We start from the raw sequence: 13,019 nt of genomic DNA, 5'->3' as shown, positions 1-13,019 counted from the left end.
GCAACTTCGCCGGTCGATTCCGTTTCGGAAACCCGTTTTGCGGGCACCGTGCCGCGGCGTCAGTGCGACCTGGGCACCGTGGAGAACGACGGGCGCAGGGACTCGGCCGACGGCAGTGAGGGCAGCGCGGGGCGTGCCGTCCGCACGCTGTCCACACCGCCCGTGGCGGGGGCGTCCACCCCGCTGGACGTGGGCGCAGGTGCCGGGCTCTGGGTCCGCCCCGAGGAGCCGCGGTAGACGGCGCTGAAGGCCAGCGCGACCAGCCCGATGCCCATCACGACGGCCAGCACCCAGGCGACCGGACGGTGCCAGCGGGTGCTGCTGCGGTAGGGGCGCAGCGCACCGCCGTAGGGGCCGTACGGGCCGTACGGCGGGTAGTCGCCGTACTCACCGTCGTCCTCGTACTCGGCGTAGTCGGTGTACCCGTCGTAGTCGTCGGTTCCCCGGATGCGGCGGTGGCCGCGGGGGCCGATCTCGTCCGGGTCGTCGCCGTCGGAGCCGAAACCGGGCCCGGAGCGGGCCGCCTCGGCCTCGGCGCGCGCCTCGGCGGCGGCCAGCATCCGCTCGACCGCCGAGGGTTCATGAATCCGTGCGGACCGGACGAATTCCTCGTCGAAGACCACGGAGGCGAATTCTTCGTCCGCTTTTCCGTGGCTCCCGTGGTGGTGCTCGTCGGGCTCTTCACCGTCCGGGAACGGCTTGCCCCCCACGTCGTCCGGCACCCGTCCAGGTTAGCCCCGGGCGGTCATTTTGGGCAGAGAGAACGGGGAATCCGGGGGACGCTTCAGCGGGTGTGGCCGTCGCCCGTGAGGATGTACTTGGTGGACGTCAGCTCGGGCAGTCCCATCGGCCCGCGGGCGTGCAGCTTCTGCGTCGAGATGCCGATCTCCGCGCCGAAGCCGAACGCGCCGCCGTCGGTGAAACGGGTCGAGGCATTGACCGCGACGGTGGTGGAATCCACCAACTGGGTGAAGCGCCGGGCGGCGGCCTGCGACGTGGTGACGATGGCCTCGGTGTGGCCGGAGGTCCAGCGCCGGATGTGCGCCACGGCCGCGTCCAGGTCGGGCACCACGGCGGCCGCGATGTCGTACGAGAGGTACTCCGTCGCCCAGTCCTCGTCGGTGGCGGGGGCGACCAGCCCGGGGCCCGCCTGCTGCCAGGCGGCGTCGCCGTGCACGATCACGCCGGCCTGGGTCAGCGCCTCCAGGGCGCGCGGCAGGAACTTCTCGGCGATCCCGGCGTGCACCAGCACCGTCTCGGCCGCGTTGCAGACGCTGGGCCGCTGGGCCTTGGAATTGACCAGGATGTCGACGGCCATGTCGAGGTCGGCGGCCTCGTCGACGTAGACGTGGCAGTTGCCGGTGCCGGTCTCGATCACCGGGACCGTGGATTCCTCGACGACCGTACGGATCAGGGACGCGCCGCCGCGCGGGATCAGCACATCGACCAGGCCGCGGGCGCGCATCAGCTCCCGCACCGAGTCGCGGCTCTCGCCGGGCACCAGCTGCACCGCGTCGGCCGGCAGCCCGGCGCTCTGGACGGCGTCGCGCAGCACGTCCACCAGGGCGCTGTTGGAGGCGTACGCGGAGGACGAGCCGCGCAGCAGCACCGCGTTGCCGGACTTCAGGCACAGGGCCGCGGCGTCCACCGTCACATTGGGCCGGGCCTCGTAGATGATGCCGATCACGCCGAGCGGTACCCGGACCTGCCGCAGGTCGAGGCCGTTGGGCAGGGTCGAGCCGCGCACCACCTCGCCCACCGGGTCGGGCAGCGCCACGACCTGGCGGACGTCCGCGGCGATGGCCGCGATCCGCTCGGGGGTGAGGGTGAGCCGGTCCACGACCGACTCGGCGGTGCCCGCCGCCCGCGCCTTGGCGATGTCCGCGGCGTTGGCGGCGACGAGGGTGCCGGTTTCGGCCACCAGGGCGTCGGCGATGGCGAGCAGCGCTGCGTCACGGGCCGTACGCGGCAGCGGCGCCAGAACGGCGGCGGCCTCCCGCGCGCGGCGGGCGGTCTCGAGGACGGGCGAGGTGTGCGATGCGCTGCTGGTCATGGCCGCAGCCTAGCGGGGCGGCAGGCTGCGGCCATGCGGTATCTCACAGCGCGGGACGCGGACGACCGCGGGTCAGAAGGGGTGGACGCCGACCGGTGAGGCCGGCGGCGGGCCGTACCCCTCAGCGATGCGCTGGTGGTAGGTCTCGCGGCCGATGACTTCCAGGCCGACGATCTCCCACGGAGGCAGCCTGGAGGTCGAGCGGTGCTCGCCCCACAGCCGCAGCGCGACCGCCGCCGCGTCATGCAGGTCCCGCGCCTCCTCCCAGTAGCGGATCTCGGCGTGGTCGTTGGCGTAACGGCTGGTCAGCAGGAAGGGATGGTCGTGGGCGAGCTGTTCCAGGGCTCGCCGGACCTCCTTCAGCGGGGCCTCGGCGCCCGAGACGCTGAGGGTGATGTGCCACAGCCGGGACATTTCGCGGCGCCCGCCCTCCGGCCCGTGCTGCGCCGCTCCGTCCCGCTGCGCGCCCCGGTCCTCCGGCAGGCCGGTGTCCTCGCCGGTTCCGACGCTGGTCAGTGCGCGTTCCGCCGTCCCTCGGGGCAGCGCCCCTGGGCGCCCTCGTCTCACCGGCGGCCTCCTGTGATGCGAATCGCTCCGCCCTCGGGGGTGCGGAGCCGTCGTACGTCGGCGGGTGCGCTCGCGCGCTGCGGGCGCCGCTCCCCTACGGCGCCTCCGCAACAAAGTTGACCAGCCCGCGGCCCGTCGCGGGGCGTTTTCACCAAGGTCTGTACGGAAAGGCTGGTCTTCGCACCACGAGGGCGGGGGGTGTGTACGGAGCGTGACATCCGTCCGCCGGCGGACGGCCTCAGCGGTGCAGCAGCACCAGATCGTCGCGGTGGACGACCTCCCGCTCGTACGCGGGGCCCAGCTCGCGGGCGAGATCGCGGGTCGAACGGCCCATCAATCGGGGGATTTCCCGGGCATCGAAATTGACGAGCCCGCGGGCGACCGCGCGGCCCTCGGCATCCCGCAGCTCGACCGGGTCACCGGCGGAGAACTCGCCGTCCACGGAGGCGATGCCGGCCGGCAGCAGGGAGGAGCGCCGTTCGACGACCGCCCGTACGGCTCCGTCGTCCAGGACCAGGGCACCACGCGGCGTGGAGGCGTGCGCGAGCCACAGCAGCCGGTCGGCGGAGCGGCGGCCGGTACGCAGGAAGTGGGTGCCGGTCGAGCCGCCGGCCAGTGCGTCCGCGGCGTGCACGGCGGAGGTCAGGACGACCGGGATGCCGGCCGCGGCCGCGATCCGGGCCGCCTCGACCTTGGTGACCATGCCGCCGGTGCCGACACCGGCCTTGCCCGCGCTGCCGATGGAGACGCCCGCCAGGTCCTCGGGCCCGTGCACCTCGGCTATCCGGGAGGTGCCGGGGGTGGCCGGATCGCCGTCGTAGAGGCCGTCCACGTCCGACAGCAGGATCAGCAGGTCGGCGCGGACCAGATGGGCGACCAGGGCCGCCAGCCGGTCGTTGTCGCCGAACCGGATCTCGTCGGTGGCGACGGTGTCGTTCTCGTTGACGATCGGTACGGCGCCCATGGCCAGCAGCTGGTCGAGGGTCCGGTAGGCGTTGCGGTAGTGGGCCCGGCGGCTGGTGTCGTCGGAAGTCAGCAGGACCTGGCCGACACGGCGGCCGTAACGGGCGAAGGACGCGGTGTAGCGGGCGACCAGCAGGCCCTGGCCGACGCTGGCGGCGGCCTGCTGCCGGGCCAGGTCACGGGGCCGCTTGGCGAGCCCCAGGGGCGCCAGACCGGCCGCGATGGCTCCGGAGGAGACCAGCACGATCTCCTTGTCCTCGTGCTTGGCCAGCACATCCACCAGCGCGTCCACGCGGTCCGCGTCCAGTCCCCCGGCGGCCGTGGTCAGCGAGGACGAGCCGACCTTCACCACGATCCGGCGAGCGTCCTTCACGTCCTGCCTTGCGCCTGCCACCTGCATACCCCTCGCCGATCCCACCGCCGTACGGGGGATCCCTGCCCGACCCGCACCACGGCCCTACGGGCGCAATCTACGGCAGGGCGGCCTGCGGGCGCTTCGCGATATCGCCTGGCGGACGCGCCGCGGACACCCTGCGGGGGCGGGACCGGCCGGGCCCGGCGCGCGGAGAGGCGCGCAGAATAGGGGCCGCACCTCCTGGATTTTTCCCACCCACGCGGTTTTCCTTAAGACGGCAGCCGAGGCCGAGAGGTTGCGTTCGATTGGTCCGCTTTCGCGGTGATGAGAGCCACAGCAGATTGTCACCAAGGCCAACAAGGTCATACGGTCGGGTGTCCATCGGTCCCGTTTCGCCGCTCCGGCGGCGTCGCAGCGCGGGACCCGGCCGCCCCCCTCGGCCTCCCCTTTGACCATTCGTGCTGCCAGGAGCCCTCCCCCGTGCCTTCCGCCGGAATCGCCCCCCGCCGAGCCGTCCAGCTCGCGGCACTCTTCGCGATGATGGTCGCGTTCACCGCCCAGTTGGTCGGTGCGCTGCTGCCCGTCATTCCGCTGTTCATCGCCGCATCCGTGGTCAACCTCGGTCTCGACCTGGTCCTCCAGCACAAGCAGCCCGGCCTGCTCGCGGTGCTCGGCCGGATCCGGTTCGATGTCACGGTGCGCCAGTTGCTGCGCGACATGCTGATACTGGTCGGCCTGCTGCACATCGACGGCATCAACCCACTGGAGGAGCAGGCGCCGCTCACCATCACCCTGCTCCTCTTCTACGGCACCCACTTCGTGTGCCAGGCGGTCGCCGTGCTGGTCCGCAGGACCCGCAGCCTGCCGTTCGTGACCCGCAACATCGATGCGAGCGCACTGCGGCTGTCCGACGCCCCGCCGCGCATCCTCTCCCGCCAGACCGGTCGCCGGCTGCTGCGCTTCTCCGTGCCCACCACGGTCGGCATGATGCTCACCTCGATCACCACGGACGCGTACTGGGGCGGCATCGGCCTGACCGTCTCCCTGACCCTGTCCGCCGGCGGCACCCTCTACCTGGGCACCTGGCTGCTGCCCAAGAGGAGGGTGGCCAGCGAGAAGCAGGCCCTGGAGTGGCTGGACAACTGGCTGGCCGAGTACCGGCCCACGGTCGGCATGTACTTCTCCGGCGGCTCCTCCTCCGCCTATCAGGCCAACATGTGGCTGAGCACCCTGGCCGCCCTGGACGGCAACCCGATCATCGTGCTCCGCGAGCGCTTCATGGTGCAGAAGATCGAGGCCACGGACGTGCCGATCGTCTGCATCCCCAAGGTCGCCAACCTGATGCGTCTGGAGCACTCCACGCTCAAGGTCCTGCTGCACCCGGCGAACTCCGGCAAGACCTCGCAGATCCTGCGGATCCCCTCCATCAAGCACGCCTTCACCAACCACGGCGAGAGCGACAAGCTGTCCTCCTGCAACCCGTACGCGAAGGCGTACGACGAGGTGTGGGTGGCGGGCCCGGCGGCCCGTGACCGCTACCAGCTCGCCGACATCGGCGTCGAGGACAAGGACGTCGTCGAGGTCGGCCGGCCCCAGCTGGCCCCGATCCTGCCGTACACGGGCGCCCCGGCCGACCGGATGACGACCGTGCTGTACGCCCCGACCTGGGAGGGCTGGGACGGCAACCCGGGCAACACCTCGGTGATCCTGGCGGGCGAGAACATCGTCCGCGAGCTGCTCGCCGACGAGAACGTGCAACTGCTGTACAAGCCGCACCCGATGACCGGTTCCGTGGACCCGCGTGCGGGCGCCGCCAACAGCCGTATCCAAGCGATGATCACGGAGGCGAACACCCGGCGCAGCGGGGCGCAGACCGGCCCGGAGGCCGCCGCCGAGCTGGCCCGCTGCTCCGAGGAGCTGAATGGGCTGACCACGTCCGCGTTCCGCAAGAGCGCGGACGAGCTGGAGCGGATGCGGCTGCAGGGCACCCCGGAGGAGGGCCGTGCCGCCGCCGTCGAAGCGGCCGTCACCGCCTGGGAGGCGGCGTACTGGAACTCCTTCCCCCGGTGGGAGCACCGCATCATCACCACCGCCCGCCCCGGCATCTTCAGCTGCTTCAACCAGGCCGACGTGCTGATCAGCGATGTCTCCAGCGTCGTCTCCGACTACCTGACCAGCGAGAAGCCGTACGCGGTCGCCAACACCTCGGGGATGGGCGAGGACGACTTCCGGGCGAACTTCCCGACGGTGCGGGCGGCGACGATCCTCACGCCCGAGGCGCACGGTGTGGCCGGTCTCCTCGACGCGGTCCGCAACCCGGAGCAGGACACCCTGGCCGCGGAGCGGGCCGAGCTCAAGGAGCATCTGCTGGGCCCGTCGGACCCGCCGTCGTCGGTCCGCTTCAACCAGGCCGCGCTGGATCTGGCCGCGAAGGCCGACGAGCGGCGCGTCCGGATGGAGAACCGGCTGTCCGGTATCCCCGGCCAGCGCTCGCAGGAGGACGTGGACGCCTCCGAGACGGCCGAGCACGAGGCCAACGGCGCCTCGGACACCACGGCCGCCGTCTAGGCCGCAGCGGGCCGCTCACGGCTTCGGCCGCGGCGCAGCCACAACGGGGAAGGCCCCCGGGAGTTCTCCTCCCGGGGGCCTTCCCCGTTGTGGCGTGCCGTGGACCGCCGGCGGCTCGGTCACGCGGACCGTCAGAAGGGCCGGAAGCCGTCGTACTCCTGGTCGGCCTCGTCCCGCGCCTCGTCCCGGTCCCGGCGGCGCTGCGCGGCCGGCCGGGGCGCCTCCAGGCGGTGGTCCTCGCCACGCCGCCCCAGCATCTCGGCACCGGCCGCCATCATCGGCTCCCAGTCGAAGACGACCGCGTTGTCCTCGGGGCCGATGGCGATGCCGTCGCCGGCGTGCGCGCCTGCCTTGCGCAGCGCGTCCTCGACACCGAGACGGTTGAGGCGGTCGGCGAGGTAGCCGACGGCCTCGTCGTTGTTGAAGTCGGTCTGACGGACCCAGCGCTCGGGCTTCTCGCCGCGCACGCGGAAGAAGTTCTCGCCCTCCTCCGTGATCGTGAAGCCGGCGTCGTCCACGGCCTTGGGCCGGATGACGATACGGGTGGCTTCCTGCACGGGCTTGGCGGCGCGGGCCTTGGAGACGACGTCGGCGAGCGCGAAGGACAGCTCCTTCAGGCCCATGTGGGCGACCGCGGAGACCTCGAACACGCGGTAGCCGCGCTCTTCCAGGTCGGGGCGGATGATGTCGGCGAGATCCTTGCCGTCCGGGACGTCGATCTTGTTGAGGACGACCATCCGGGGCCGGTTCTCCAGGCCGCCGTACTGCTTGAGCTCCTCCTCGATGATGTCGAGGTCGGAGACCGGGTCACGGTCGGCCTCCAGGGTCGCGGTGTCCAGGACGTGGACGAGCACCTCACAGCGCTCGACATGCCGCAGGAACTCCAGGCCCAGGCCCTTGCCCTGGCTCGCGCCGGGGATCAGGCCGGGGACGTCCGCGATCGTGTAGACGGTCGAACCGGCCGTCACCACACCGAGGTTGGGCACCAGGGTGGTGAAGGGGTAGTCGGCGATCTTGGGCTTGGCGGCGGAGAGCACCGAGATCAACGAGGACTTGCCGGCGCTCGGGTAGCCGACCAGTGCGACGTCCGCGACGGTCTTGAGCTCCAGCACGATGTCGCGGGCCTCACCGGGCTCGCCGAGCAGCGCGAAACCGGGGGCCTTGCGGCGGGCAGAAGCCAGCGCGGCGTTGCCGAGGCCGCCGCGGCCGCCCTGGCCGGCGATGAAGGTGGTGCCCTGGCCGACGAGGTCGGCGACCACATTGCCCGCGCGGTCCAGGACGACGGTGCCGTCGGGGACCGGCAGGACCAGGTCCTCGCCGTTCTTGCCGGAGCGGTTGTCGCCCGCGCCCGGCTGGCCGTTGGTGGCCTTGCGGTGCGGGTGGTGGTGGTATTCGAGAAGCGTCGTGACGTCCTGGTCGACGACCAGGATCACGTCACCGCCACGGCCGCCGTTGCCGCCGTCCGGGCCGCCCAACGGTTTGAACTTCTCCCGCATCACGGAGGCCACGCCGTGGCCTCCGTTACCCGCGGCGACGTGCAGCTCGACGCGGTCCACGAAGGTGGTCATGGTGGGGGTGCCTCCAGATAACTACGGGTATGTCGCTGTACTGCGCGAATGTCTCTGTACTAACACGCAAGGGCGGACCGGCCTTCCCGCTCTCGCGGGAAAAGGCGGTCCGCCCCTGAGTGATGCTGATGCTGAGCTATCGCTCGGTCAGGCCGGAATTACTCGGCGACCGGGACGATGTTCACGACCTTGCGGCCACGGTGGGTGCCGAACTGCACCGCACCGGCAGCCAGGGCGAACAGGGTGTCGTCGCCGCCACGGCCGACGCCCGAGCCCGGGTGGAAGTGGGTGCCACGCTGGCGGACCAGGATCTCACCGGCGAGGACGGCCTGACCGCCGAAGCGCTTCACGCCGAGCCGCTGAGCATTGGAGTCGCGACCGTTCCGAGTGGACGATGCGCCCTTCTTGTGTGCCATGTCTCCTCAGTCCCTTACTTCGCCGGAGCGTCGATGCCGGTGATCTTCAGCGCCGTGTGGAGCTGGCGGTGGCCGATCCGCTTCTTGTAACCGGTCTTGTTCTTGTACTTCTGGATCCGGATCTTGTCGCCCTTGTGGTGGTCCACGACCTCGCCCTGGACCTTCACGCCGGCCAGGACCCACGGGTCGCTGGTCACCGCGTCACCGTCGACGACCAGCAGCGTGGAGAGCTCGACGGTGTCGCCGACCTTGCTGGTGGAAATGCGGTCAACCTCGATGACGTCGCCAACAGCAACCTTCTGCTGGCGTCCGCCGGTGCGCACGATCGCGTACACGCGGAACTCTCTTTCGCTAGGAACGGATCCTCTGATGCCAGCCGCTCACACGGGCTCGGGATAGGGCCCGTGGAATCCGAGTGGACGAGCGGCCTCCCTCGGCGGACCGAGAGGTGTTTGCTCAGGGGTTTGGTGTCACAGACACCGACGGTCAAGGTTACGGGGCCTTGACCAGGGGGTCAAACCGGCCCCGGACCGCTGACGGCCCGGGGCACGGCCCTGCTGCTCAGTCCTCCGTGGAAGCCGACACCGACGCCACCGAGGCCTGCTCGGCGGCAGCGGTCTTCTTGGCCGCCGCCTTCGTCGTCTTCTTCGGAGCCGCCTTCTTCGTGGTGGTCTTCTTCGCCGTGGCCTTCTTGGCGGTGGTGGTCTTCGCCGCCGTCTTCTTGGCCGTGGTCTTCTTCGCCGCGGTCTTCTTGGCTGCGGCCTTCTTGGCCGTCGCCTTCTTCGCGGTCTTCTTGGCGGCGGGCTCCGCCTCCGCCTCGGCGCCCTCGGCGGGCTCCGTGACCTCGGCCGGCTCGGCCTGCACCACGATCGCGGCGGCCTCCTCGGCAGCCTTGGGGGCACCCGCGGGAGCGGTCGCCTTACGGGTCGCCCGACGGCGCGGACGGGCCGGTGCGGGCTCCGCGGCGGGCGCCTCGGCGACCGGCTCCGGGGCCGTCTCCGGCTCGGCCGACGGTGCCGGCTCGGCCGGCACCACGATCGCGGCGGCCTCCTCGGCAGCCTTGGGAGCACCCGCAGGAGCGGACGCCTTACGGCTCGCCCGGCGACGGCCACGGCCGCGTCCGGCGGCCGCCTCGGCCTCGGCGGGGCTGCTGAACCATTCGTCGGTCCCGTCCACCGCGGGCTGCAGCTCGGCCTCCGTCACGGGGGCGGGCTCCAGCTCCGGGGCGCCACCGTCCGGCGTCGGCTCGACGGCCTCGGCCTCGTGGACATGCGGCTCGGGCTGGGCGCCCTTGCCCTTCTTCTTGCGCTTGCCACCGCCGCCGACCGCCGTCGGCTGGTCCATGTGGACGATGACGCCGCGGCCGTTGCAGTGCACACACGACTCGGAGAAGGACTCCAGCAGGCCCTGGCCGACCCGCTTACGGGTCATCTGGACCAGTCCGAGCGAGGTGACTTCGGCGACCTGGTGCTTCGTACGGTCCCGGCCCAGGCACTCCAGCATCCGCCGCAGCACCAGATCCCGGTTGGACTCCAGCACCATGTCGATGAAGTCGATGACGACGATGCCGCCGAGGTCGCGCAGCCGCAGCTGGCGCACGATCTCCTCGGCCGCCTCCAGGTTGTTCCTGGTGACCGTCTCCTCGAGATTGCCGCCCTGACCGGTGAACTTCCCGGTGTTGACGTCGATCACGACCATCGCTTCGGTCTTGTCGATCACCAGCGAACCACCGCTGGGCAGCCAGACCTTGCGGTCCAGCGCCTTCATCAGCTGCTCGTCGATGCGGTACGTCGCGAAGACATCGACGTCCGAAGTCCACTTCTGCAGCCGGTCGGTGAGGTCCGGGGCGACGTGCGCGACATAGCCGTGGATGGTCTCCCACGCCTCGTCACCGCTGACGATGACCTTGGAGAAGTCCTCGTTGAAGATGTCGCGGACGACCCGGACGGTCATGTCCGGCTCGCCGTAGAGCAGGCTCGGCGCGTTGGAGCTGCCGCCGCTCTTGGCCTTCTTCTGGATCTCTTCCCACTGCGCCTGCAGCCGCTGGACGTCGCGCGCCAGCTCGTCCTCGCTCGCGCCCTCGGCGGCGGTGCGGACGATGACGCCCGCGTCCTCGGGGACGATCTTCTTGAGGATCTGCTTCAGCCGCGCCCGCTCGGTGTCGGGGAGCTTGCGGCTGATACCGGTCATCGAGCCCTCGGGCACATAGACCAGGTAACGGCCGGGGAGCGAGACCTGGCTGGTGAGCCGGGCGCCCTTGTGGCCGATCGGGTCCTTGGTGACCTGCACCAGCACGGACTGGCCGGACTTCAGCGCGGTCTCGATGCGGCGCGGGCCGTTGGACATGCCGAGCGCCTCGAAGTTGACCTCACCGGCGTACAGCACGGCGTTGCGGCCCTTGCCGATGTCGACGAAGGCGGCCTCCATCGACGGCAGGACGTTCTGCACCTTGCCGAGGTAGACATTGCCGACGTACGAGGTCGCCTGCTCCTTGTTGACGAAGTGCTCCACGAGCACGTTGTCCTCAAGGACGCCGATCTGCGTGCGCTCGCCGCTCTGGCGGACGACCATCACCCGCTCGACGGCCTCGCGGCGCGCGAGGAACTCCGCCTCGGTGATGATCGGCACCCGGCGGCGGCCCTGCTCGCGGCCCTCCCGGCGGCGCTGCTTCTTGGCCTCCAGGCGCGTCGACCCCTTGATCGACTGCACCTCGTCGGCGCTGGTGCCCTCGTCCTTCTTGCGGGGCTCGCGGACCTTGACGACCGTACGCTCCGGGTCGTCCCCGCCTCCGCTCTCGCCCTCACCGGCGTCACCGGTGCGACGGCGCCGGCGGCGACGACGGCGGCTGCTGCTGGAGCCGCCCGACTGCTCGTCGGACTCCTCCTGCGCCTCCTGCTCGTCGGCCTCCTCGGCCTCGGCCTGCGCGCTCTCCCGCTCCTCGGCACCGCGGCCCTCGGCGGGCTGCTCCTCGCCGCCCTCGGCGGACTCACCGCGACGGCGGCGACGGCCACCACGGCGGCGGCGGCGCGAGGGGCGGTCGGCGGACTCGTCCTCGCCGTGGTCGCCCTCGGCCTGCTCGGCCTCCGGCTCGGCCGCTTCTTCGGCTTCTTCGGCTTCTTCGGCCGCCGGCTCCTCGACGGGGGCGGCGGACACCTGCTCGGGCTCGGCCGGGGCGCCACGACGGCGACGGCGGCGCGCACCGGCGGCGGGCTGCTCCTCCACGACCTGCTCGGGCTCGGCCGTGGTCTCCTCCTGGCGGGCCGCGGCATGGGCGGCGGCCGCGCTCTCCGGCGTCTGGAACATCGGCTCGGTGAAGACCGGCGCCTGGAAGACGGCGGTCGGCGGCCGCTGCGCCCGGCGGCGGCCGCGCTGCGGCGCCTCCTGGGCGGGCTCCTCCTCGGCGCGCGGCGCCTCGGCAGCGGGCTCGGCGGCACGCTCGCCACGGCGGCGCCCCCGGCGGCGGGGGGCCTCGGCCGTCTCGGCCTCGGCGGCCGGCGCCTGCTCGGCTTCCGGCTCCGCGGCTTCCTCTGCGGCCTCCGGCGCACCCGAGGGCGCGGTGACCTTACGGGTGGCACGGCGGCGCGCGCGGGCCGGCTTGGCGTCCTCCGCGGGGGCCGGGGCCTCCTCCTCGGCGGCGGGGGCGGCCTGCTCGGCGCTCTCGGCGACGGCCTCGTCGGCGGCGCTCACCTGCGGGGCGCCGGCCGGGGCCGTGGACTTACGGGTCGCCCGGCGACGGGAACGGCGCGGTGCGGCGTCCTCGGTCTCCTCGGCGGCGGCCGGGGCGGCCTCGACGGGCTGCGCGGCGGGCGCGCTCTCCTCGGCGGCGGCCGGCTCCTGGCCGGCCTCGGCCTGCGGGGAGCCGGTGGGGGCGGTCACCTTGCGGGTCGCCCGGCGGCGGCCGCGGCGCGGCGCGGCGTCCTCGGCCTGCGGCTCCTCGGCGGCGGCCGTCTCGACGGCGGGCTCGGGGGATGCCTCGACGGCGGGTTCGGCGGGTGCCTCAGCCGGCTCGTCGCCGGTCTGCGGAGCTCCGGTCGGGGAGGTGACCTTACGGGTCGCGCGCCGGCGGGTGCGGGCCGGCTTGGCCTCGTCCCCGGTGGTGACCGCGGATGCGGTGGCTTCCTCGTCGAGGGCCGGATCGGCCGCGGGTGCGTCAGCGGCTTCGGTGCTCACCACCGCGGCTTCGGCGGCACCGTCGGCCACCGGCGGACCGGCCGGCCGGGATGCCGCACGACGCCGACGGCGTGGCGGCAGCGTGTCGCTGGGTGAGTGGTTGTCGTCGGCACCACGGTCCTGGGACTGCGTGGCGCTGGTGGGCTCAATGGGCTCGAGCATGCGGGCGGTTCTCCCGTCACGCTCCCGGGCGCCGCGCCTGATTCCGGCCGCGGTCCGCGTGATGAGCGCGGTCCCGCTGTCCGGGGCGTGGGCGCCGCACGGGAGCTGTCGTCTCGCTCGCCGATCCCCGTAGGGCAGGGACCGGCGAAAGTCTCCTGGTCAGTGCGTCTGCCGGACCGGGGTGGCTCCCTGGCTGA

9 protein-coding genes are annotated in these 13,019 nt (G+C 72.3%); 1 reads left to right on the top strand and 8 read right to left on the bottom strand.

Annotated features, from left to right (window positions below; translation table 11 throughout):
- Window positions 1-59 precede the first annotated feature (59 nt).
- From ACWGI6_RS24745 to proB, 4 genes are all read right to left on the bottom strand, one after another.
- Window positions 60-722: an SCO2584 family spore wall biosynthesis protein gene (locus ACWGI6_RS24745; RefSeq protein ID WP_453269536.1), complete on the bottom strand. Its 663-nt coding sequence runs from the start codon at window positions 720-722 to the stop codon at window positions 60-62.
- A gap of 62 nt (window positions 723-784) precedes the next feature.
- Window positions 785-2,053 (bottom strand): glutamate-5-semialdehyde dehydrogenase, encoded by a 1,269-nt coding sequence (locus tag ACWGI6_RS24740; protein ID WP_453269535.1) that lies wholly within the window; start codon window positions 2,051-2,053, stop codon window positions 785-787.
- A gap of 72 nt (window positions 2,054-2,125) precedes the next feature.
- A complete protein-coding gene (locus tag ACWGI6_RS24735; RefSeq protein WP_453269534.1) occupies window positions 2,126-2,620 on the bottom strand; it encodes a hypothetical protein in 495 nt (164 codons plus the stop codon).
- Window positions 2,621-2,858: 238 nt separating this feature from the next.
- On the bottom strand, window positions 2,859-3,983 hold the full coding sequence (gene proB / locus ACWGI6_RS24730) for a glutamate 5-kinase (RefSeq protein ID WP_393909816.1): 1,125 nt from the start codon (window positions 3,981-3,983) through the stop codon (window positions 2,859-2,861).
- Window positions 3,984-4,418: 435 nt separating this feature from the next.
- Between proB and ACWGI6_RS24725 the strand changes: the two genes are divergently transcribed.
- The gene (locus tag ACWGI6_RS24725; protein ID WP_453269533.1) at window positions 4,419-6,506 is read left to right on the top strand and encodes a hypothetical protein; all 2,088 of its coding nucleotides are present in this window, start codon (window positions 4,419-4,421) and stop codon (window positions 6,504-6,506) included.
- A 131-nt stretch (window positions 6,507-6,637) separates the two neighbouring features.
- Here ACWGI6_RS24725 and obgE read toward each other — a convergent pair whose 3' ends face one another.
- From obgE to ACWGI6_RS24705, 4 genes are all read right to left on the bottom strand, one after another.
- Window positions 6,638-8,074, bottom strand: coding sequence for a GTPase ObgE (gene obgE / locus ACWGI6_RS24720; RefSeq protein ID WP_453269532.1), 1,437 nt, complete (start codon window positions 8,072-8,074; stop codon window positions 6,638-6,640).
- A 158-nt stretch (window positions 8,075-8,232) separates the two neighbouring features.
- A complete protein-coding gene (gene rpmA, locus ACWGI6_RS24715) occupies window positions 8,233-8,490 on the bottom strand; it encodes a 50S ribosomal protein L27 (RefSeq protein WP_393909813.1) in 258 nt (85 codons plus the stop codon).
- Window positions 8,491-8,504: 14 nt separating this feature from the next.
- Complete coding sequence (gene rplU / locus ACWGI6_RS24710; RefSeq protein ID WP_030082047.1) at window positions 8,505-8,825, bottom strand: 50S ribosomal protein L21; 321 nt, start codon at window positions 8,823-8,825, stop codon at window positions 8,505-8,507.
- Between the two features lie 226 nt (window positions 8,826-9,051).
- A complete protein-coding gene (locus ACWGI6_RS24705) occupies window positions 9,052-12,822 on the bottom strand; it encodes an Rne/Rng family ribonuclease (RefSeq protein WP_453269531.1) in 3,771 nt (1,256 codons plus the stop codon).
- Window positions 12,823-13,019 lie beyond the last annotated feature (197 nt).

The sequence above is a fragment of the Streptomyces sp. NPDC054786 genome, assembly GCF_053611685.1.
The sequence above is the reverse complement of the archived record's forward strand: the minus strand, read 5'-3'. Positions and strand labels throughout refer to the sequence as shown.